This is a genomic window from Glycomyces arizonensis DSM 44726, assembly GCF_000482705.1.
Classification (GTDB): Bacteria; Actinomycetota; Actinomycetes; order Mycobacteriales; family Micromonosporaceae; genus Glycomyces; species Glycomyces arizonensis.
Window position 1 is genome coordinate 64,137 of record NZ_AXWO01000025.1, and the last position, 21,346, is coordinate 85,482.

The window sequence follows — 21,346 nt, forward strand, 5'->3', positions numbered from 1 at the left end:
GGATGACTCGGGGGATTCCCCGTGCCGGCCGAACGCGACACCCGATAATGACATTCGTGCCGAACAGGCGCGGACCTTGTCGCCGCCGCCCGCGAAGGGGGAGCCACCGCATGGGGAAGATCGTCCGACAGATATCCGAGGGTGTCACCAAGTACTACTGGTATCCCGGTGAGAAGACCGACTGGATCAGGGCCGCGCTCACCATCGCCGGAGGGGGGCTGCTGTTCGCCCTCGTCTACGTGGTCACCAAGGACAGCCTCATCGCCTCCGTCGTCGCCGGCACCGCCGTCCAGGCCGTCGTCGGCGCCTACCTCGGACGCAGGGACGCCGCCGGGCTCACCGAGTTCCACGACCCCTCCTCCGAGCGCCGCGCCGCCGTCGCCGACGCCACCCGCGCCGCCTGGCGCGGCACCCTCCAGGGCCTGCTGTGCGCCGGCTCGGCGATGCTGGTGCTGAACATGCCCCACGACGGCTTCCTCGCCGACTGGGTCCTGCCGTTCGTGCCCTCCATCGCCGGCGCGCTGGCCCACTCGGGCGGGATGCTCTGGGAGCGCATGTCCCAGGAGGTCGTCACCGAGGAGCCGTCCGAGGCGTCGAAGGCGGCCGACGACGGGGCCGAGGACCAGACCAAGGCGCTCGAGGCCGCCTGAGCGGGCACTCGCGCCGTAGGGTGAATGATGTGAGCCGGCGCGGAGCGACTGCCGCTATCACCTGGGTTGGACAGGCGGGGCGCTCGACCGCGGGAGGTGTCGTACACCGCGGTCTCTGCGCGAACAGAGGCCGCGGCACTGCCACGGGAGCTGCGCCCCGCACCGGCTCGGTTTCGTAATGCTTCTTCGTGGGCTCCAGTGATCCCGGTCTCGGCTCGCGGATATCGCCGTGTGGACACTGGTGTCCATCAGCATGCTGGCAATTCGCGCGGAACGCAAGAGGTTTTATCGCTCTGAGACGCGTTTTTCGGCGGCGTCTGCGTAACGGTCGCCGCAGACGTCCCACCGGTTCCAGGCGGCACGGACGATAGGCTGGAGCGATGAGTGTTCGTCCCGTTCTGCGCCCTGGCAGGCAGAGTCCGCGCCGACCCGTCCCCGAGTCCATCGAGCGGCCCGAGTACGTCGACAAGCCGCTCCCGCAGCCGTTCCGCGGCTCCGAGGTCAAGGACGCCGAGACCGTCGCGAAGATGCGGATCGCCTCCCGCATCGCCGCCGACGCGCTCGCCGAGGCGGGCCAGGCCGTCGCGCCCGGCGTGACCACCGACGAGCTCGACCGCATCGTCCACGAGTACCTGTGCGACCACGGCGCCTACCCCTCCACGCTGGGGTACAAGCGGTTTCCGAAATCGTGCTGCACCTCACTCAACGAGGTCATCTGCCACGGGATCCCCGACTCGACCGAGGTGGCCGACGGCGACATCGTCAACATCGACATCACCGCGTTCATCGGCGGCGTCCACGGCGACTGCAACGCGACCTTCCTCGCCGGGAACGTCGCCGAGGAGGCGCGGCTGCTCGTGGAGCGGACGTGGAAGGCCACGATGCGCGGCATCAAGGCCGTCAAGCCGGGCCGTCAGCTGAACGTGGTCGGGAAGGTCATCGAGGCCTACGCCTCCCGGTTCGACTACGGCGTGGTCCGCCAGTTCACCGGTCACGGCATCGGGACGGCGTTCCACTCGGGGCTGTACGTGCCGCACTACGACGACCCCCGCCTCGACGTCGAGATCGAGACGGGGATGACGTTCACGATCGAGCCGATGATCAACCTCGGCACGGCCGAGCCGGAGATGTGGGACGACGGCTGGACCGCCGTGACCAAAGATCGCAAGTGGTCGGCCCAGTTCGAGCACACCCTCCTGGTCACCGAGGACGGCGCGGAGATCCTGACCATGCCCTCGGGCGGCGCCCCGGCCGCCGGGACCCCGGCCGGTCAGGCTTAGACCACGGTTTGCACCGGTTCCATAGGCTGAGCGAGGCGGCGCCGGTCAGAGAGACGTCAATGTCTCCGAGGGGTTGAGCCGGCGCCGCCTTCCTATGGGTTTCCTCTGGTTTCCTTTGCCGTGCTAGGTGAGCCGCCGCTCGCTCGGCAGCCTCGCCTTGGTGAACAGCAGCGCCCCGACCGCGGCGATGAGCGGCACGGCCAAGAGCGAGATCCCGAAGTTCGCCCACGGCAGCTCCCAGCCGTACAGGGCCTCGAACGGGTACTGGTTCTTCAGTCCCCGGTTCAGCGCCTCGCGGATCAGGACGTAGCCGAGCAGCCCGGCGGCGGTGCCGAGCCCGGCCCCGAGCCAGGCGATGACGAGCGTCTGCCACATGGCGAACCGCTTGCGCACCCTCGGCTCGGCGCCGACGGCCCCGAGCGTGGTCATGTCGGCCTTCGACTCGGCGATGATCAGCCCCGTCGAGACCGCCGTGGCGCCCAGCGCGACGATGCCGCACAGCAGGGCCACGGCCAGCACGAAGTAGAACATCGTCTCGTCGGTGTAGTCGGTGACCTCGAAGCTCACCCAGAGGTCGTCGAGCGGGGCCCGCTCGAACTCGCCCGCGAGCTGCTGCTGGAGGGTGTCGGTGACCTCGGTGGAGGTCTCCAGCAGGTACTGAGCGCTCCATGGGTGGTCGGCCAGTCCCAGGTGCTCGGCCGCGGCCGGGCCGAGGAAGACCTGGTTGTAGCCGAGCAGGCCCTTGTCGACGGTCATCGCCGGGACCTCCACGACCTCCTCGCGCTCCCCGTCCACCGCTTCGCTGTCGTAGTAGGAGAGGGTGAACTCGACGTTGCCGTCCTCGTTGACCTTCCAGCGGTCCGAGGTCAGGACGCCCCCGTCCTCCAGGAACGACACCGCCTCGTCGAGTTCGTCCCCCTCCAGCTCGGTGTAGGCGGCCACGACCGCCGGGTCGTCCGATCCGGGGGTGCTGTCGTTGAAGCCCATCGTCGCCGTCGTCTCGTCGCAGCGGGGATCGTTCCGGGCCTCCTCCAAGGCGGCTTCGAGGGCCGCCTCGGTCTCGGTGTCCGCCTCCATGAACGGGCACTGGTTCTCCTCGGGCCGCTCGGCCCGGTACATGATCAGACACCCTTCCGGCACGGACTCCTCGGCGCCCGGGGCCGACTCGGCCAAGTAGGGGCCGCAGTCCTCTTCCTGCGGCATGTAGTCGGCGATCCGGTGCGCCTCCAGGCCATCCAGGTGCTCGGACAGGATCCGTTCCACCTGTGCGAACTCCGCATCGAAGTCGGGCGGGGCCGTCTGGCCGGATTCGTCGAATTCGCCCTCGCTGCTCAGGTGCACCGTCAGCGCTCCCTGCGGCAGCGTGTGCGCCCTGTACTGCTGCCAGCGGACGTTGTCGGCCGCGACGGTCAGCGAGATGGCGATTCCCGCGGCCACGACGCTCATGACGGCCGCGATCGCCGGGGCGGTCGAGCCGCGGTTGCGGCCCGCCTCTCGCAGCGCCATGCGCGGCGCGAGCGGCAGCCACCGGCCCAGCTTGGCGACCAGCGCCACCAGCAGCGGCGTGCACATCACCAGGCCCAGCTGGAGGGCCACGATCGCCGCCGCCATCAGCGGCATGCTCCACAGCACGACTCCGGCGAACCCGGCGGCGACGCCGATGCCGATCACGACCAGGCCGATGATCGGCCAGCGCTTCTTCAGCCTGCGCTTGGGGGTGCGGCCCGCCAGAGCGGCCACCACGTTGACCCGTGAGGCGCTGACGGCGGCCGCGAGCGCCGACAGCAGCCCGGTGACGATCGCGAAGGCGACCATGGTCCCCTGCATCACCGGCCAGATCCGCAGGCCCGCGCTGCGGTGCCCGGCCACGCCCTCCATCAGCGGCATGGCCGCCCAGACCGCGAGGAGGCCGACCACCACGGCGATGACGGCCGCGACGATGCCGAACAGCAGTCCGCCCGCCAGGACGGTGTTGCGCAGGTGCCGCGGGGCGGCCCCGGCGGCGCTCATGATGGCGAACTCGCGGGACCGGCGGCGGGCGCTGATGGCGAACGCCGGCCCGGCCAGCAGGACGATCTCCACGACCACGACCGTGGCGATCAATCCGACGACCATCGCCGTGTAGCCGTTGTCGCCGCCGTCCCAGTTGTCGTCGGGGGGTGCGGTGGGCGGATCGGCCGCCAGCGGCGTGGACCAGACGTACATGCCCAGCTCGTTGAGCGCCAGCGCGTCGTCGTAGGTGAACTCCTCGGGGGTGTCGACCAGCCATCCGGCGGCGGCCACCTCGAAGAAGTCGCCGATGGCGAAGGGGGTCTTGAGGTCCCACGGCAGCTCGACGATGCCGCTGACGGTGTACTCGGCCGTGCCGTCGGCCAGCGTGACCGCGTCGCCGACCCCGGCGCCGGTGTAGTCGGCCGCCGCCTGGGACAGGACGATCTGGCCGCTCTCGGGCGCCCCGCCTTCGAGGTATTCGAGGCCCGCGGCCTCGTACATCGGGTCCGACAGGTCGTACCCGGCGGTCTGGATGCCGCCGACGCCGTCGGGCGTCTCGACGCGGAGCGACCCGTCGAAGCCCGTGGCGGTGTACGGGGCGATGGTGCTTCCCTCGGGCAGCGCGGCCAGGATCTGGTCCTCGGATACCGGCACCGTCTCCGGCATGGTCTCGGGCTCGCCGGGGACCTCGGTCCAGCCCCACTCGGTGTCCCAGGTGTGCTGGACGACCGGGATGCCCTCCCAGTCGAAGCGGAGGTAGGCGTCGGTCTCGCCGAGCTTCTGCTCGGTCGCCTCGACCGGGGAGAGCTCCATGGTGTCCCAGGCGCTCGCGCCGAGCGAGACGCCCAGCAGCGGGATGCCCAGCAGGGCGATCGACAGGGCCGAGCGGCCCTTGTAGCGCAGCGCCTCGCGGCGCGCGATGCGGAAGGAGAGCCGGAGGCCGGAGAGCATCACTCGGCCCCTTCGAGCAGGGTCTCGGGCTCGTCGAGCGGCGAGGAGGAGTCCACGATCCGCCCGTCGCGCAGGAACACGACCCGGTCGGCCCACCCGGCGTGGCGGGCGTCGTGGGTGACCAGCAGGCCGGCGGCGCCGCCGTCGCAGCGCCTGCGCAGGAGCTTGAGGACGTCCTCGCCGGTGGTGGAGTCGAGCGCGCCGGTGGGCTCGTCGGCCAGGACCAGGCGCCGCTCGCCGATGAGGGCCCGGGCGATGGCGGTGCGCTGGGCTTGGCCGCCGGAGATCTCGTCGGGGAAGCGGTCGGCGACCTTGGCGTCGAGGCCGACCTCGTCGAGCGCGGCGAGGGCGGCCTTGCGGGCCTTGCCGACGCCCATGCCGTCGAGTTCGAGCGGCAGGGCCGCGTTCTCGGCGGCGGTCAGGCTCGGCACCAGGTTGTAGTCCTGGAAGACGTAGCCGACGCGGCGGCGGCGCAGCGCGGCGAGCTGCTTCTTGGAGAGCGTCGAGAGCGCCGTGCCCTCGACGACGACCTCGCCGCCGGTGGGGGCGTCGAGGCCCCCGGCGAGGTTGAGCAGGGTGGACTTGCCGGAGCCGGAGGGGCCCATGATGGCCACCAGCTCTCCGGACTCGATGGACAGGTCGGCTTCGATGAGGGCGTGGACGGCGTTCTCGCCGCTGCCGTGGACACGGCTCACGCGCCGCAGTTGCAGGACGGTCATGGGGGACTACCGCTTCTCTTCGAGGGGGACGGAGGGTTCAGCGTCGGGTTCGTGCTGCCCGAAAGGGGAGGGGGCCGGGAGCTCGGCGCGCGCGACGACGGCCTCGGTGTGGTCGAGCCAGCGGATCTCGGCCTCGGCCCGGAAGATCATCGACTCCAAGACGAGCTTCCACGCCAGGTCGGCGTCCTCGTCGTCGACCTTGAGCCGGGTGTACTCCTGGAGGGTCCGCAGCGTGGCGGCCCGCTGCCGCTGGATGACGTCGGGGACGTCGACGCCCGGCGTGGTGACGGCCAGGGCGAGCTTGATCGTCAATTCGTCGCGGGGCCGGTCGGCGGCCCTGACCGGGGAGGCGAACCACCCGGCGAGGTGGCGCTTCCCCGCCTCGGTGATCCGGTAGGGGCGCTGGCCGGACTCGTTCTCCGGGAGCGCCTCGACCATCTCGTCGCGTTCGAGGCGCGAGAGGGTGGTGTAGACCTGGCCGATGTTGAGCGGCCAGGTGGAGCCGGTGGCGCTCTCGAAGGCGGCCCGCAGCTGGTAGCCGTAGGCGGGCCCGCGTTCGAGCAGCGCCAGCAGGCTGTGTTTGACACTCATGTGGTACCTCGCATAGCAGTGAGAGATACTGAGTATCGCATATTCGGTATGTGGGTAGTTACCGGGTAGGCACGCACGCTTCGCACCAAGCGCCCGGCGGGGAACCTCGAACCTGTGTACCCGGTGCGCTCACGCCTCGGGGCGCCCCGGCCACGGGTCGGCCGCCGTCTCGCCGATGGCGATCTTCCAGCGCGCCACCGCGTTCGCGCTGTCGATGAACATGTTCAGGCAGATCTCCCGCTCGCCGGGCTCATCGGACGCCACGCCCGCGCGCCAGGCGGTCGTCAGCCGCTCCTCGACGTCGAGCAGCAGCGCCCGGGCCGTCTCGGCGTCCTCGATCGGGGCGATGTCGTAGGCGGCCTTCGACGAGGCCGCCTCCAAGCCCTGCCCGTCGTAGAAGTCCAGCAGCGCGTCGCGCCGGTCGCGGTGCTCGGCCTCCAGCGCCGCGGCCAGGTCCCGGACGGCCTCGTCCAGGTGCACCCCGGCGGCCCCGTAGGCGTAGATCGCGGCGTACTCGCCGGCCAGGCCGGTGTCGACGGCGCTCATGCGATCACCGCCGCGTGGGCCGCGCGGCTGGCGGCGATCTCGCCGAACAGCACCGCGAAGTCGCTGGTGGTCGTCAGGCACGACTCGCGGGCCTCATCGCTCGCCGCCGCCTCGGCCTCGGCCAGCGCCGCGGCGTCGGCGATGGCCCCGGCCGCCTCCTCCGCTTCGACCGCATCGGGCAGGAGCAGGCGTTCGAGGGTCGCGACATGGGCGAGATGGTCGCCGGCGATGTCGGCGTAGCCGAGCGAATCGGCGGCCCGCGAGAGGCTCCGGGCCTGTCGCAGCGCCGCGGTGAGGTCGTCGTCGGAATCTATGATCTTGGCAGGAGTCTCGGTGCATCCGGCCGCTGCGAGAACGGCCGCACCGACGAGGAGTCCGCGTCGGGTCGTGAACACCCCCCAAGTTTCGCAGGCAAACTTTCGTTTCTGTCGCCGGGCGGATAATCTCGTCGAAATAACCTGAGGAATGGGGAGCCGATGGCATCGAAGCAGCAAACCGAAGTGGAGGCGATCGTCGCCCCGGCCGTGACGAAGGCCGGATTCGACCTGGAGGGCCTGACCGTCACCAAGGCCGGTCGGAGGCTGCTGGTGCGCGTGCTGGTCGACTCCGACGGCGGCGTCAGCCTCGACGACATCGCGGTCGTCTCGAAGGCCGTCTCGCGGGCCCTGGACGAGGCCGACGGCATGAAAGGGCCGTTCGCGGACGCCGCTTACACCCTGGAAGTGTCCTCTCCGGGCGTGGACCGTCCGCTGACCGAGCCCCGGCACTGGCGGCGTAATATTGGGCGCTTGGTGGCCGTGCACATCGGGGAGGAGCCCGTCACCGGGCGAGTCGTGGCCGCCGACGAGCGGGGGATTGAACTAGAAGTCGACGGCGCGAGCCGTTCGGCTACCTATGCCGAGCTGGGGTCCGGCAAGGTGCAGATCGAGCTCAAGTAGGCATCCGACGATGCGGGGCTCGCACGCCTGACGGCTCTGGCGAGGACAACTCAAGACTTTAAGGAGAACGGGTGCATATCGACCTGGCTGCGCTGCGGTCATTGGAACGCGAGCGCGACATCCCTTTCGAGACAATCCTCGGCGCGATCGAATCGGCGCTGCTGACCGCCTACAAACACACCCCCGGCGCCGATGAGCGCGCCCGTGTGGTGGTGGACAGGAGCTCGGGCGACGCCACCGTGCTCGCGCCGGTGTTGAACGAGGAGGGCGAGATCGTCTCCGAGCGGGACGACACCCCCGAGGGCTTCGGCCGCATCGCCGCCCAGACCGCCAAGCAGGTCATCCTCCAGCGGCTGCGCGAGGCCGCCGACGAGGTCAACTACGGCGAGTACTCCGGCAAGGAGGGCGACATCGTCACCGGCGTCGTCCAGGCGCACGGAGAGCGCAACGAGCGTGGCATCATCACCGTGGACCTCGGCAAGATCGAGGCGACCCTGCCGCTCAACGAGCAGGTGCCCGGCGAGTCCTACGATCACGGCAAGCGGATCCGGGCCATCGTCATCCAGGTGAACCGGACCGCCCGCGGTCCTCAGGTGACGCTCTCGCGCACGCACCCCGCGTTGGTCAAGAAGCTGTTCGCCTTCGAAGTGCCCGAGATCGACGAGGGCGCCGTTGAGATCCCCGCCATTGCACGTGAGGCCGGTCACCGTTCCAAGATCGCGGTCCGCGCCACAACGAAGGACGTCAATGCGAAGGGCGCCTGCATCGGCCCGATGGGCTCGCGCGTCCGGGCGGTCATGAGCGAGCTGGGCGGCGAGAAGATCGACATCGTCGACTGGGACGCCGACCCCGCCAAGTTCGTGGCCAACGCCCTCTCGCCTGCGAAAACGCTTTCCGTGCGCGTGGTCGACGAGGCCACCCGCTCCACCGAGGTCGTCGTTCCCGACTACCAGCTCTCGCTCGCCATCGGCCGCGAAGGCCAGAACGCGCGCCTCGCCGCCCGCCTGACCGGCTGGCGCATCGACATCAAATCGGATGCGCACGTGGCCGGTGGGGCCAAGGAGGAGGCAGGCCCGGCCGGTGGCGGTCGCTAGTCTGGGAGGTAGACTGAACAACGGATCGCAACGCAACGCGCCGGCAATCCGCACTTGTGTGGGATGCCGGGAACGCGCTACGGCTTCCGAGCTGCTGCGCGTCGTCGTTCACCGCTCTGAGGGTTCCGTGACTCGCCTGATTCCGGACCCGAAGCGCCGCCTCAGCGGCCGCGGAGCCCACGTGCACCACGATTTGAACTGCCTCGACCAGGCAGTTCGCAGGCGTGCGTTCGCCCGGTCCCTCAGAATAGAGGGGCCCGTGGACGCCTCGGCGGTGCGAGCCCATGTCGAGTCGGAGCCGGCCGCAAGACCGACTCCCGCACACGAAGCAGGTAGAGACCGAATGAAGACCACGCGATGAAGTTCCGCAGATGAACTGGTTGCTAGTGGAGAGATGAGGTCGGCGGGCGCTGCCCGTTCGACCTCGAAGTGAGGAGAACAGTGGCAGGTAAGCCCCGCGTACACGAACTCGCGAAGGAGCTGGGCTCGACGAGCAAGGAAGTGCTCGCCAAGCTCAGCGACATGGGCGAGTTCGTGAAGTCAGCGTCGAGCACGGTCGAAGCGCCGGTGGCGCGCAGGCTGCGCCAGCAGTACGCCGACGGGAAGGGCGCTCCAGCGGCGCCGGCGGCCAAGCAGGCCGAACCGGCGAAGGAGACGGCGAAAGCGGCCCCCAAGCCGCGCCCGGCGGCGCCCAGTCCCGCCAAGATCGCCCAGGCCAAGACCGACGTCAAGGCCGCGAAGAAGGCGCCCGCGAAGAAGCGCGCGGCCGCCCCCAAGGCCCCGGCCGGACCCAAGCCCGGCCCCGCCGCCCAGCAGCCCGCGCCCAAGACCCCCGCGCCGAAGGCGCCCGAGCCGAAGCCGGCCAGCGCCCGCGACATCGAGGTGGCCGCCGAGCAGAAGCGCGCCGAGGAGCTGCTCAAGCGGCAGCAGGAAGAGGCCGCGAAGCGGGCCGCCCAGCCGGCGGCCCCCAAGCCCGGCCCCAAGCCCGCCGCGCGCACCGAGGGCGCGCCCAAGCCCGGCGGCCCGCGCCCCGGCCCCAAGCCCGGCGGCAACAACCCGTTCGGCATCACTCCCGGTGGCGCCGGATCCAAGCCGCGTCCCGCCTCTGAAGGCGGCGGCGAGCGCCCCGGCGGCCCGCGCCCCAGCCCGCGCATGATGCCCCCGCGCCCGAACCCCGGCATGATGCCGTCCCGACCCGCCGGCGGCGGGCGCGAGGGCGGCGGCCGAGGCGGCCGCGGCGGCGGCCGCGGTGGCGGACGTCCCGGCGGTGGCGGCGGAGGCCGCGGCGGCGGTGGCGGCAACTACCGCGGCACCTTCGGCGGCTCCGGCGGCGGAGGCGGCACCGGAGGCTCCGGTCCGTCGACCGCTCCGGCCCCCTACCGCGGTGGCGGCGGCCGGGCAGGCGGCGGCGGCAAGGCCCGAGGCGGCGGCGCGGCCGGCGCGTTCGGCCGCGGCGGCCCCCGAGGCAAGTCCCGCAAGTCGCGTCGCCAGAGGCGCCAGGAGTTCGACAACCTCGCAGCGCCGAGGATGCAGTCGGGTGCGCCCCGAGGCGGCGGCGAGACCATCCGCCTGCCGCGCGGCGCCTCGCTGTCGGACTTCGCCGACAAGATCGGCACCCTGCCGGGCACGCTCGTCCAGGAGCTGTTCGGCCTGGGCGAGATGGTGACCGCGACCCAGTCGGTGCCCGACGAGACGCTCGAACTGCTCGGCGCGCACCTGGACTGGGACATCAAGGTCGTCAGCCCTGAGGAAGAGGACAAGGAGCTGCTCGCGCAGTTCGGCATCGACCTCGACGAGGACTCCGAGTCCGAGTCGCTGCCGCGTCCGCCGGTCGTGACCGTCATGGGCCACGTCGACCACGGTAAGACGAAGCTGCTCGACGCCATCCGGCACTCGAACGTCGTCGCGGGCGAGGCCGGCGGCATCACGCAGCACATCGGCGCCTACCAGGTCCACGTCGAGCACGAGGACCAGGACCGGGCGATCACGTTCATCGACACCCCGGGCCACGAGGCGTTCACCGCCATGCGTGCCCGAGGCGCGAACGTCACCGACATCGTGGTGCTCGTGGTCGCGGCCGACGACGGCGTCATGCCGCAGACGGTCGAGGCGCTCAACCACGCCAAGGCCGCCAACGCGCCGGTCGTGGTCGCCGTCAACAAGACCGACCTGCCCGACGCCAACCCGGACAAGGTCCGCCAGCAGCTGACCGAGTACGGGCTGGTCGCCGAGGAGTACGGCGGCGACACCATGTTCGTGAACGTGGCCGCCAAGCCGCGCATCGGCATCCCGGACCTGCTCGAAGCGGTGCTGCTCACCGCCGACGCCTCCCTCGAACTCGAGGCGCCGGTGGACGGCAACGCGCAGGGCATCGCGATCGAGGCGCACCTCGACAAGGGCCGCGGCCCGGTCGCGAGCGTCCTGGTCCAGAAGGGCACGCTGCGCGTCGGCGACTCGATCGTCGCAGGCGGGGCCTACGGCCGCGTCCGCGCGATGCTCGACGCCGACGGCAACCGCGTCTCCGAGTCGACCCCGTCGTACCCGGTGCAGGTGCAGGGCCTGGCGTCGGTCCCGATGGCCGGGGACGTGTTCCTCGCGGCCGACGACGACCGCACGGTCCGCCAGATCGCCGAGCAGCGGCAGGCCAGGCGCCGCGCCGCCCAGCAGGCGGCCCGTGCCTCGCGCACCACGCTCGAGAACCTCATGGACCGCATCGCCGAAGGCCAGCGGACCACGCTCTCGCTCATCATCAAGGGCGACGGCGCCGGTTCGGTCGAGGCCCTCGAAGAGGCCCTGGTCGGACTCGAGATTCCCGAAGAGGTCCAGCTGCGGGTCATCCACCGCGGCGTCGGTCCGGTCACGGAGAACGACGTCAACCTCGCCGCCGCGGGCGACGAGGAGTCGGCGACGATCATCGCCTTCAACGTCCGAGCCGAGGGCCGGGTCAAGGACATGGCCGAGCGCGAGAACGTCGACATCCGCTACTACACGGTCATCTACCAGGCGATCGAGGAGATCGAGACCGCGCTCAAGGGGATGCTCAAGCCCGAGTACGAAGAGGCGGAGCTCGGTTCGGCCGAGATCCGCGAGGTGTTCCGTTCCTCCAAGTTCGGCAACATCGCGGGCTGCCTCGTCACCAAGGGCTCGATCAAGCGCAACGCGAAGGTGCGCCTCGTGCGGGACGGCAGCGTCGTCGCCGAGACGACGATCGACTCGCTGCGCCGGTTCAAGGACGACGCCACCGAGGTCCGCGAGGGCTACGAGTGCGGTATCACCTTGAAGAACTACAACAACATCGAAGAGGGCGACGTCATCGAAGCCTTCGAGATGCGTGAGAAGCCGCGCGACTAAGCACGTGCAGCTGCTCGAGAGCGAAGCCGCAGCGCGGCTCGGCCTGGCCCGGCGCAAGTCGGGTTACGACCGGGCCGCGCTGCGGCGCGTCTACGGCCCGGACGCCGCCGCGGCGGCCGACCGGGCCGACTACCGGGCCCTCCTGGCCGCCTGCGGCGACGACCCGCTCGGGGTCTGGACCAGGCTGTTCACCGTCGGCGTGGCCGCCTCGGAAGCGGCCGCCGCCGAGGCGTTCGCGCCGCTCGGCCTCGACGAGGCCCTGGACTGCGGACTGCTGGTCCGCTCACCGGGCGGCGTGGCGGCGGGATGGGGCCTCCAGTTCGCCGGAGAGCGGGCGGTCTTCTCCGACCAGCTGCCGAACACCACCGGCGGTCGCTCGCGCGACCACGTCCTCGGCATCGGCGGGGCCTCCGAGCTGCTGCTCGATGCCGCGCTCCGGTCCGGCGCGCGCACCGCACTCGACCTGGGCACCGGCTGCGGCGTCCAGGCCCTCGCCCTGGCCGGCCGCGCCGAGGCCGTGACCGCCACCGACCTGAGCGCCCGCGCCCTGGCCTTCGCGGCGCTGAACGCCGAGGTCAACGGCGCCGAGCTCGAACTGCTCCAAGGGGACCTGCTGGAACCGGTGGCCGGGCGCCGGTTCGACCTCGTCGTCGCCAACCCGCCGTTCGTCATCGCCACGCCCGGCCGCGGCTGGACGTACCGCGACGGCGGCCGCGAGGCCGACGGCATCGCGGCCGAACTCGCCGCCGCCTCGACCGGGCTGCTGAACCCGGGCGGCACCATGCAGTTCCTCGCGAACTGGCTGCACGTGCGCGGCACCGACTGGGGCGAACGGGTCGCCGGATGGCTCCCCGAGACCGGCGCGCGCGTGTGGGCGGTGGAGCGCGAGGCGCTCGACCCGCTGGACTATGTGCGGACCTGGCAGCGCGACTCGGGCGAGAGCGGCGACGCCGACCAGGCCGCGGCCTGGCTCGACTGGTTCGACGAGCACGACGTCGAAGGGGTCGGCTTCGGCATGGTCAACATCCGCCGGATCGAGGGTCCGAGCGAGATCGTCTGCGAGGAGGCCAGGCACGCGGTCGAGCCGCCGTGGTCGGATCGCGTCGCGGACTGGTTCGCCGCCCGCGAGGCCGACCTCGAACCTGAGACGCTGTGGGCCTCGCGCCTGCGACTCGCCGACGGCGTTTCCCTCCAGCAGGCCGCCGAGCTGAGTGTCGAGCCGGGTAGCGAAGGCTGGGAAGTCGACCGCCAGTGGCTCCAGCAGCGGCACGGCATGCGCTACGCCGAAGCGGTCGACCCGCTGCTCGTGGCCTTCCTGGGCGCCTGCGACGGCAAGGCCGAGGTGCGCCTGCAAGTCCAGCTCCTGGCCGAGACCTACGGCGCCGAGACGGCGATGCTCTACGCCCAGCTCTACCCGATCATCCGCCGCCTCGTCGAACGAGGTTTCCTGACACAGGGTTAGGCCGCGTTCGCGATGCGGGCCCAACCGCGGCCGCCCGCGATCGCGGTGGCATTACCGCGGTCATCGCGAGCGGAAAGGACCGAAGCCGCGACCGGACCGCGAAGGGACCACAGCGTTCGACCGCGAGGTCTACGAGCAACGCGATACCGCCGAACGGACCGGCCCGCCTCAAGCACTTCAAGGCCGTGGCCGCCCGCTGCGAAGCCGCCGCCCAGGTCGCCGTCGTCCTGGACCGGAAGCCCGGTCCGCCAAGGCGGCCTAGCGCGTCACGCGGTGGCGGAGGTAGACGACGCCTGAGTCGATGGTGCGGGTCTCGACCAGTTCGAGGTCCACCCGGCGCTCGTGCTGGGGAAAGAACGGAACGCCGCCACCGATCAGCACCGGATACACCACGGCCAGGTACTCGTCGATCAGGTCCGATGCGGCCGCCTCGGCGGCGAGCGTCGCGCCGCCGATCGCGATGTCGCCCTCTCCGGGTTCGGCCCGCAGCCGCTCGATCTCCTCCGCCAGGCCGCCCGAGAGCAGGCGGGTATTGCCCTGCACCGCCGACAGCGTGGTGGAGAAGGCCACCTTCGGGAGCGCCTTCCAGAGCGCGGCCCACTCGAGCTGGTCGTCGTTGAGCGACGGATCCTGGTCGGCGGTCTCCCAGTACAGCATCGTCTCGTACAACCGCCGCCCCAGCAGATGGACGCCGACCTCTCGTAGCTGGTCGATGTGGAAACGGAAGACCTCGTCATTGGGCTCCGCCCAGTTGAAACCGCCGTCAGGCCCGACGATGTAGCCGTCAAGTGAGATGTTCATCGAATAGGTCACGCTGCGCATGAGAAGCCCTCCTTGGTAACTGGTTCGACCGTACAAGCACCGTCCGACACCGTGGGGCCCATCGCGGCTCACGGGCCCCTGAGCGGCCCCACGCGAAGACCACCGCCAAAGGCGACGGTCTTTCCAGGCAATGCCGTTCAGTTGAGGCTGGGCCCTGCGTGTCAGGCCCGGTCTTGGGCTCGGGACTACCCGTGACCGAGGAGCCCGTTGAATTCCTCGCGGAAGATCACACCGTGAATGACTGAACCGCGGCACTCAGCGGTGCCAGTCACCGATGGCGACCGGGCCGGCCCCGCCCGCTGCGGCTGCCGTCCGCCACCGACCGTCAAGTATTTTCTCTAAACTCATGTACTTGAACGATTGGAAAGTATGTGTCATGGTGGAAAGCATGAACACCTCCGAATCCTTCGACCCGCGCGCCGCCAGTGCCGAGATCGACCGCGCCGCGGCGCGGGTGCGCCGCGCCCGGTGGTGGTACGTCGCCGCCTGGGCGGTCATGGCCGTCTACTCCGCGGCCTTCTACATCGGCCTGATGGCCTACCCCGAACGCTTTGAAGACCTCGTCATCCCGGCCATGCTCCTGGTGGTGGCGATCCTCGGCTTCATGAGCTGGCGCCAGCGCATGGTCAGCCGCGGCGCCTCCCGCGTCGAGACCACCGTCATCCTGTCGAGCATCTGCCTCGGCGCGGTGGCGGCGGTGGTGAACGAGTCCGCGGTCCCCGACGGCCTCACCGTTTGGGCGGTGCTGGTCGGCGTGCTGCCCGCGATCCCGTTCGCGTGGCTGGCGTGGCGGGCCGCGCGCCGATGAGCACCACTGCGACCGGCGAGGGCGCCCACCCCAGGCACCGGCTCGACGAGGTCATCCACGCGCCGGTGCGCCTGTCGGTGATGGCGGCCCTCGCCGAGGCCGACCGCGTGGCGTTCAGCCTGCTGCGCGACACCGTCGAGGTCAGCGATTCGCTGCTGTCGCGCCATATTTCGACGCTGGAGTCGGCAGGCTATGTGATCGTCGTCAAGGGATACGAGGGCAAACGACCCCGGACCTGGTTCTCCCTCACCGACCAAGGACGAGCGGCGTTCGAGCGCTACCGCTCGACCCTGCGCGAGCTGATCGAAGGCGGCCCCGCCGAAGACGCCGACGGCCCGCCGTGAACCGGCACCCGAACGACGCGATAGGTGAGTGCTCAGCTGTCGGGTCGGTGCTGACTCCGCCTTCAGACAAGTCAGCGATGGAAGGTAGGGGGAGGGCGCGGGTTGGCCGGTCGGCGCGAAGGCTCGCTTGAGTAGGGCTTCAGTAGCTCTGTCCAACCAGCGATCGTAACGCTGGCTGTCCGGAAAACCCGAGGCCCTTCAGCTCCGGTCCAGCTTCAGGCATTGCAGCGATGCAGAGGTGAGAGGGTGTCCGGGTTGGCTTGTCGGCGTGGAGGCGCGCTCGGGTGGGGCTTCAATCGATCGGCGACCGAGAGGTGGGCGGGTGGTGGGGTTGGTGCTGTGTCCCCGGGGTGGTCTTGGGTCGGGCTTCAGGCGTATCAGCGATGAAGAGGTGTGAGGGGGTCTGGGTGGCCTGTCGGCGCGGAGGCGCTGGTCGGGTAGGGGTTCAACCGGTCGGTGACCGCGAGGCGGGAAGGTGCTGGGGTTGTCGCTGTGGCTTCGGGGTCGTTGCCGGTTGTGTTTCAAGCGGGCGGCGACAAAGACGGGAGTGGAGGGGTAGGGCGGGTCCTTGAAGGCGGTATGCCGTTTCCCAAGTATCCGCAGGTGGGCCACGCCATCTCGGGGAGTTATCCACAGGCCCGAAACTTTTCCTTGACCGGTTTTGGGGCGTCTGTCAGGCTGGCGGGGACTTTCGTGGTGTGCAGGACGGCGGTGGGTGGGTACAGAGGGGCGGAGTAGCGCCCCGGGCGCCGGCTGGGCGCTCTGCGGGCGCCTGGTGGCTGAGGTTGGTCGGTGTCCCCGGGGTGGTATTCGGTTGGGCTTCAGGCGTATCGGCGATGCAGCGGTGAGCGGGTGTCGGGGGTGGCTTGTCGGGGCGGAGGTGGGTTGGTGGGCTCCGTCTGGTTCTCTTCCCTCTTGGGGTGTGGCGGCGGCTGGGGGGATGGCGTGTGGGGTCGGTTCGGTGCCGGGCACGGGGAAGGGCTCGAACCCGCTGGGGATTCGAGCTGAGCGCCTATGGGTGCTCTGTCCCCGCCGCAGCTGCCCGCGGCGGGCAGGGTAAGAAGGGGATGGGGTCGTCAGGTCCGGTGGTGCCGGTCACTCCTGACACACATATCGCGTGCTGCACGCGTGTCAGAAACTCTTGCACATCAATTGGCGCCCCGCAACTTACGACACCCTAACGGTGCAAAAGCGTCTAGAGACCATGATCACAGCAGTCCGATCACCTTGGCGCGGAACGAAAAAGAACGGCCGTCATTAGAAACGGCTCAGCCTAAGAGCTGTCTTCAAGTCAGCCGGCGACCGAACCGGTTGTGCGGCGCGGGGTTTCGGGCATGCTCCTTAATTGCAAGGCCGGCATCTGGGGCGCGCTCCATTGGCTGCTCCTCGCCGATCTCCGTCCGATGGGAATGTCACCGGTTCATGCACTAGGGCTTCGCCAAGCTCGCCGCTGCGATGATCTGTCGGCGTCGTCTCGTGAAAGCGGTTCGGGCTGCTGTTCAAGACGCGGTGTCCTGCTCCCAGCGGTCCATGAGCGCGGGCATCTCCTTGGCGAGCCAGGCGAAGAAGTCGTGCATGTTGCGCACTCGCCCGGCGGCGGCGGATTCGGGGTCGTCGAAGACGTCCAGGCCGCGGCCGAGGACATCGGTGAAGGTCGTGTACTGGGCGGTCTGCTGCTTGATCAGATCGGGCATGGCGTCGGGCCGGATCGTGTAGTAGTCCTGCCGGTCGCCGGGCTTGGAGGAGCGGTCGACCCACCGGGCTGTGGTGAGGAACTTCAGGGCCGTGGAGATCGAACTCTTGGAAGCGCTGAGGGCCTGGACGATCTGGGTGAAGGTCTGCTCGGGCGGGTCGCAGACCAGGAGCCACCCCATGACGCGTCCGGTCATGCGGACTAGTCCGAGGCGCTCGAAGGTGAGTGCGAAGTCCTCGACGAACGCGAGCGCTTCGGGCGGTGCTGTCGGCTGGTCCGGTCCGGTCATGGGTTCAGTATCCCTTCAGTGTCGGATGAGGCGGCGATGCGGGGCGAACCCTCCGGTTCGCCCCGCATGCGCGGGCGCTTTCACGCGGTGACGTCGGCCTGGTGCGGTGGCGTCTTCGCGGGGAAGAGCGGGAGGCGTCGCCACTTGGCGAAGCCGAGGACGAGGGCGTTGATGACGACCAGCGCGATCGTGTAGATCGGGACGACGTGCAGGAAGCCGTCGAAGTCGGTGTTGACCCAGACCCAGGCGGCCTTGTAGGCGACGCCGACGTTGATGACCCACAGGCCGATGCCGATCGAGTGGCGCCAGAACGCCCAGATGATGCCGCCCAGGAAGACGGGGATCGTGCCGAGGCTGAGCGCGGTCTGCCAGCCGGGCTGGGCGAAGAGTTCGGCTTCCATGTCGAGGATGGCCTGCGCGGCGGCGTCGACCTCGTCCGGTTCGGGGAACCAGAAGAAGCTCGACAGCATCGCGGCGATGGACACGCTCATCCACCAGCCTTGGCGGCGCCAGGCGAAGATCGCGATCGGGATGAAGAACAGGGGCCGGATGTACCAGCTGATCGGGTTGAGGTGGCGGGGCCAGGCCCACTCGAAGAAGTCGGTGATGAGTTCCATGGAGGTACTCCTTGGGGCGGCACTCACTCGGTTCCGTAAGTGCGATAAGTTCAGTAAACACCGAACTAACAGAACATGCAACACCTGACATACCTTGAGTGGCCGGGCTCACCTCCACGAAGCGGCGACCGGCTCGAAGATCCACGCCCTGACCGACCGGAACGGCCTGACGCCCACCCTCGCGGTCGCAGCCGTGAACCTGCACGATTCCCAGGCCTTCGAGCCGTGATCCAAGGCGTCCCGCGCTCATTCGAGGAGGTCGGCGATGGTGTGTGCGAGGGCGCTCGGCGCGGTGACCATGGGCCAGTGCCCGGCGTCGAGCGTGCGCCAGGTCCAACCGGGCGTGTCCGCGTCGATGGCCGCGGGCGGGACGGGTGAGCGGGTGCAGCGGACGTACACCGCGCGGAACGCGTCGACCGGGAGCGGGCTGTGGATGGCGGGCTCGGTGTAGGTGGCGATCGGCTGGGCGGACAGGCGCGGGCGCATCCACGCCCGGTCGGCGTCGTCGATGCCGTGTCCGGGGTAGGCCTGGTCCAGCTGGTCATCGGTGAACCACGGGACCGCCCCGTCGGCGGCGAGGCCTTCCATGAAGTCTCTGGTCTGGGGTCCGGCGGCGTCGAACCAGCTTCGTCCCGGAGCGGGGAGGGCGGCGTCGACGAAGATCGCCGTGTCCACTCCGGATGTCCCACTGGCGAGCAGGCCGGCGGCGGGGTATCCGGCGAACGAGTGGGCGACCAGCGCCGCCCCGGTGAGCCGGTGGCGTGCGATGTAGTCGGCGAGGTCGTCGATCCAGGTCCGCAGGGTCACCTCGGTCGCGGGCGTCGGGTCGTCGCCGGTCGCGCTGAGGGTCGGGGTGTGGACCGCGAGCCCGCGTTGGCGCAGGAGCGGTACGACCCGCTCCCATGTCCAGGGGCCGAGTCCGCCGCCGCCTACGAGGATCACGGGAGTGGCGGTCATCGGGGGTCTCCTTGCGTGCGGTCGATGAAGTCGGACAGGTCGGCGGCGAGCAGTTCGGGCGCGTCCAGCGCGGCTACGTGGCCGCCCGTCTCGTGCTCGTACCAGGCGATGAGGCGGTTGTGCCGGGCCGAGGCGGTCTTCGACGCGAAGTCGGCTCGGCCGAAGACGCTGACGCCGGTCGGCGTCTCGGACCGCTCGACGTCGAGCGCGTCCCGGTTGGCGGCGTAGATGCGCATGCTGGTGCCGATGCACCCGGTGATCCAGTAGAGGGTGGCGTTGGCGAGGATGAAGTCGCTCCCCAGGCCGAACCGGTCGGGCAGGTCGCCCTGCCAGAGCTGGAACTTGTCGAGCTGCCAGGCGAGCAGGCCCGCGGGCGAGTCCGCGAGGGCGTGGGCGAGCGAGTCGGGGCGGGTGGACTGGAGGCGAAGATAGGCGCCGTCGTCCTGCGTGAACGTGCGGCGGGTGCCCTCGCCGGGGTCGTCCACCCGTGCCATGAACCCGGCGAGGCCGGCGCTGACGTGGACGCCCCGCACCTGATCGGGGGCGGCGCGTCCCATCTCGCGAGCGACGAGTGAACCCCAGTCCTCGCCGTGCACGACGAAGCGGTCGTGGCCGAGGAGGCCCATGGCCTCGGTCAGGAGCGCGGCGGTGTCGGCGACCGTCCAGGCCTCCCCGTCGAGCGGGGACGTGCCGAACCCAGGGAGGCTCGCCAGCACCACCTCCGAGCACGCCCGTCGCAGCAGGGGGACGAGCCGGTGGAAGGCGAGGAACGACGTCGGCCATCCGTGGAGCAGGAGACAGGTGCCGCCGCCGGTGCCGGTGAATTGCACGCAGTGCACCGCCCGGCCGCCGACGTGCAGCAGCCGGTGGCTCCCCGTCGCGGTCTCGTCGGACTGCGCGAGCCATGCGGGCCAGGCGTCGATCAGCTCATCGAGGAGCGGGCCGCGGACGCCGAACGCCCCGCCCGCCGGCGGCGGCAGCACCGGCGTCCTCGTCTGCGCCAGCCGCGCGCGCAGTCTGTCGGTGTGTGCGGCCAGGTCGGGCACTGCCCCCGACAGAAGTTGGTAACATGCTGTCATATTCGCCATGCTAGAAGAATGACAACATGATGTCAAATAATGAGGATGAATGCGAGCTCGACCAGGTGATCCACGCGATCGCGACAGCGAACCGGCTGCTGCGGGAAGCGGGAGAGGCGCTCGCCTCGAGCGCGGGCCAGACGCACTCGCGTCGGATGGTGCTGCAGACCCTCCGCGAAGGCATGAGCGTCGCCGAGGCCGCCCGGCGACTGGGCATGCAGCGCCAAGGCGTCCAGCGGGTCGCCGACGACCTCGTCCGTGAGGGACTCGCCCGCTACGAGGAGAACCCGCGCCACAAGCGCGCGAAGCTGCTCAAGACCACGCCGTCCGGACGGCGGTGCCTGCGCGAGATCGAGCAGGCCCACGGCGAGTGGCTCGGACGCCTCGCCGCGCTGACCGGCGGTGCCTCCTGGGAGACGACCCGGCACGATCTGGAACGGCTCGCCGAGGCGCTCCGCACTCTCCGCGACGCGGACCGAGACCCCTAACACCACTGCGGCACTTGGCGTTACCGGTTGCGAGGCTGGCTCGTTCCTGGTTCATGGAGAAGGTGAATCTGGCTCGCTGGAGTGCGGAGTTCGAGGAGCTGATGGGCCGATCGGTCCCAGGTCGGCGAAGTACCTCCGGTTCTGGCTCGAACAAGGCGGCCGGTTCCATGTCCTGGCGATCCACGGCAAGGACGACGTGGTCACCGGCTTCTCCCGACCACACGCCGAAGCAGTGATCGCCGCCCTACGGGCTTCGGCTTGGCAGCGACCGACGCATACGTCGCGTCCGTGTCATTGACATACATCCGGACCGCCTCGGCCTTGAACTCCTCAGGGAACCGGCGGTGAAACTTCGAAGTTGACACGTTCACTCCTTGCACCCCGGACCTTACCGGCCCGGGAGATCAGGGTGTCAACACCAAAGGATCAAGGCCCGTGCTGGGGTTGGTGCTGTGTCCCCGGGGTGGTCTTGGGTCGGGCTTCAGGCATTGCAGCGATGCAGCGGTGAGAGGGTGTCCGGGGTGGCCTGTCGGCGCGGAGGCGCGGTCGGGTAGGGCTTCAAGCGGTCGGCGACCGCGAGGTAGGTAGGTGCTGAGGTCGATTGGTGTCCTCGGGGCGTGTCTGGTTGGGCTTCAGGCGAGTCAACGATGGAGGGTAGGGAAGGGTTTGGGGTGG

The 21,346-nt window shown here is 70.1% G+C and carries 21 protein-coding genes; 11 read left to right on the top strand and 10 right to left on the bottom strand.

Annotated features, from left to right (window positions below; translation table 11 throughout):
• The first annotated feature begins 110 nt into the window (after positions 1 to 110).
• Together H613_RS0116055 and map are read left to right on the top strand one after the other, a co-directional pair.
• Positions 111 to 650, top strand: a complete 540-nt coding sequence (locus H613_RS0116055) for a hypothetical protein (protein ID WP_026924607.1) — start codon at positions 111 to 113, stop codon at positions 648 to 650.
• 380 nt (positions 651 to 1,030) lie between these two features.
• On the top strand, positions 1,031 to 1,930 hold the full coding sequence (map, locus tag H613_RS0116060) for a type I methionyl aminopeptidase (RefSeq protein WP_026924608.1): 900 nt from the start codon (positions 1,031 to 1,033) through the stop codon (positions 1,928 to 1,930).
• A 123-nt stretch (positions 1,931 to 2,053) separates the two neighbouring features.
• Here the strand turns inward: map and H613_RS0116065 are convergent, their stop codons facing one another.
• The 5 genes from H613_RS0116065 to H613_RS0116085 all read right to left on the bottom strand — a co-directional run bounded on the left by H613_RS0116065 (position 2,054) and on the right by H613_RS0116085 (position 7,124).
• Entirely contained in the window at positions 2,054 to 4,873 is a 2,820-nt protein-coding gene (locus H613_RS0116065; RefSeq protein ID WP_026924609.1) for an FtsX-like permease family protein, read from the bottom strand.
• On the bottom strand, positions 4,873 to 5,592 hold the full coding sequence (locus tag H613_RS0116070) for an ABC transporter ATP-binding protein (protein WP_026924610.1): 720 nt from the start codon (positions 5,590 to 5,592) through the stop codon (positions 4,873 to 4,875). The genes H613_RS0116065 and H613_RS0116070 overlap by 1 nt, the downstream gene beginning before the upstream one ends.
• A gap of 6 nt (positions 5,593 to 5,598) precedes the next feature.
• A complete protein-coding gene (locus H613_RS0116075; RefSeq protein ID WP_026924611.1) occupies positions 5,599 to 6,183 on the bottom strand; it encodes a PadR family transcriptional regulator in 585 nt (194 codons plus the stop codon).
• A 129-nt stretch (positions 6,184 to 6,312) separates the two neighbouring features.
• A complete protein-coding gene (locus tag H613_RS27025; protein ID WP_051393423.1) occupies positions 6,313 to 6,729 on the bottom strand; it encodes a DUF4439 domain-containing protein in 417 nt (138 codons plus the stop codon).
• Complete coding sequence (locus tag H613_RS0116085) at positions 6,726 to 7,124, bottom strand: hypothetical protein (RefSeq protein ID WP_026924612.1); 399 nt, start codon at positions 7,122 to 7,124, stop codon at positions 6,726 to 6,728. Before H613_RS0116085 ends, H613_RS27025 begins: the two co-directional genes overlap by 4 nt.
• A gap of 81 nt (positions 7,125 to 7,205) precedes the next feature.
• Here H613_RS0116085 and rimP point away from each other — a divergent pair, with 81 nt between their 5' ends.
• The 5 genes from rimP (at position 7,206) to H613_RS27030 (ending at position 13,574) form a co-directional block, all read left to right on the top strand.
• Positions 7,206 to 7,667, top strand: a complete 462-nt coding sequence (rimP, locus tag H613_RS0116090; protein WP_026924613.1) for a ribosome maturation factor RimP — start codon at positions 7,206 to 7,208, stop codon at positions 7,665 to 7,667.
• A 71-nt stretch (positions 7,668 to 7,738) separates the two neighbouring features.
• On the top strand, positions 7,739 to 8,761 hold the full coding sequence (gene nusA / locus H613_RS0116095) for a transcription termination factor NusA (protein ID WP_026924614.1): 1,023 nt from the start codon (positions 7,739 to 7,741) through the stop codon (positions 8,759 to 8,761).
• Positions 8,703 to 9,122: a DUF448 domain-containing protein gene (locus H613_RS32655; protein ID WP_084546678.1), complete on the top strand. Its 420-nt coding sequence runs from the start codon at positions 8,703 to 8,705 to the stop codon at positions 9,120 to 9,122. The genes nusA and H613_RS32655 overlap by 59 nt, the downstream gene beginning before the upstream one ends.
• Positions 9,123 to 9,202: 80 nt before the next feature.
• Positions 9,203 to 12,112, top strand: a complete 2,910-nt coding sequence (infB, locus tag H613_RS0116100) for a translation initiation factor IF-2 (RefSeq protein WP_026924615.1) — start codon at positions 9,203 to 9,205, stop codon at positions 12,110 to 12,112.
• Positions 12,113 to 12,116: 4 nt separating this feature from the next.
• Positions 12,117 to 13,574, top strand: a complete 1,458-nt coding sequence (locus H613_RS27030) for a methyltransferase (RefSeq protein WP_051393424.1) — start codon at positions 12,117 to 12,119, stop codon at positions 13,572 to 13,574.
• A 258-nt stretch (positions 13,575 to 13,832) separates the two neighbouring features.
• Here H613_RS27030 and H613_RS0116110 read toward each other — a convergent pair whose 3' ends face one another.
• Entirely contained in the window at positions 13,833 to 14,396 is a 564-nt protein-coding gene (locus tag H613_RS0116110) for a dihydrofolate reductase family protein (protein WP_026924616.1), read from the bottom strand.
• A gap of 388 nt (positions 14,397 to 14,784) precedes the next feature.
• Here H613_RS0116110 and H613_RS0116115 point away from each other — a divergent pair, with 388 nt between their 5' ends.
• Together H613_RS0116115 and H613_RS27035 are read left to right on the top strand one after the other, a co-directional pair.
• On the top strand, positions 14,785 to 15,204 hold the full coding sequence (locus H613_RS0116115; protein WP_156926073.1) for a hypothetical protein: 420 nt from the start codon (positions 14,785 to 14,787) through the stop codon (positions 15,202 to 15,204).
• Positions 15,201 to 15,548, top strand: coding sequence for a winged helix-turn-helix domain-containing protein (locus H613_RS27035; RefSeq protein ID WP_035738324.1), 348 nt, complete (start codon positions 15,201 to 15,203; stop codon positions 15,546 to 15,548). The genes H613_RS0116115 and H613_RS27035 overlap by 4 nt, the downstream gene beginning before the upstream one ends.
• Positions 15,549 to 17,047: 1,499 nt before the next feature.
• Here H613_RS27035 and H613_RS0116125 read toward each other — a convergent pair.
• Positions 17,048 to 17,530 carry a GbsR/MarR family transcriptional regulator gene (locus tag H613_RS0116125; RefSeq protein ID WP_026924618.1) on the bottom strand — a complete coding sequence of 161 codons (483 nt, stop codon included), beginning with the start codon at positions 17,528 to 17,530 and terminating at the stop codon, positions 17,048 to 17,050.
• Between the two features lie 80 nt (positions 17,531 to 17,610).
• Positions 17,611 to 18,147, bottom strand: a complete 537-nt coding sequence (locus tag H613_RS29365) for a hypothetical protein (protein ID WP_026924619.1) — start codon at positions 18,145 to 18,147, stop codon at positions 17,611 to 17,613.
• A gap of 94 nt (positions 18,148 to 18,241) precedes the next feature.
• Between H613_RS29365 and H613_RS32420 the strand changes: the two genes are divergently transcribed.
• Positions 18,242 to 18,376, top strand: a complete 135-nt coding sequence (locus H613_RS32420) for a hypothetical protein (protein ID WP_281171199.1) — start codon at positions 18,242 to 18,244, stop codon at positions 18,374 to 18,376.
• Positions 18,377 to 18,393: 17 nt separating this feature from the next.
• On the opposite strand, the gene H613_RS0116140 is transcribed toward H613_RS32420, so the two are convergent.
• A complete protein-coding gene (locus tag H613_RS0116140) occupies positions 18,394 to 19,104 on the bottom strand; it encodes an alpha/beta fold hydrolase (protein ID WP_026924620.1) in 711 nt (236 codons plus the stop codon).
• A complete protein-coding gene (locus H613_RS27045) occupies positions 19,101 to 20,183 on the bottom strand; it encodes an alpha/beta fold hydrolase (protein WP_169732014.1) in 1,083 nt (360 codons plus the stop codon). Before H613_RS27045 ends, H613_RS0116140 begins: the two co-directional genes overlap by 4 nt.
• A gap of 26 nt (positions 20,184 to 20,209) precedes the next feature.
• Here H613_RS27045 and H613_RS27050 point away from each other — a divergent pair, with 26 nt between their 5' ends.
• Positions 20,210 to 20,671 carry a MarR family winged helix-turn-helix transcriptional regulator gene (locus H613_RS27050; protein WP_084546681.1) on the top strand — a complete coding sequence of 154 codons (462 nt, stop codon included), beginning with the start codon at positions 20,210 to 20,212 and terminating at the stop codon, positions 20,669 to 20,671.
• The last annotated feature ends 675 nt before the right edge of the window (positions 20,672 to 21,346 follow it).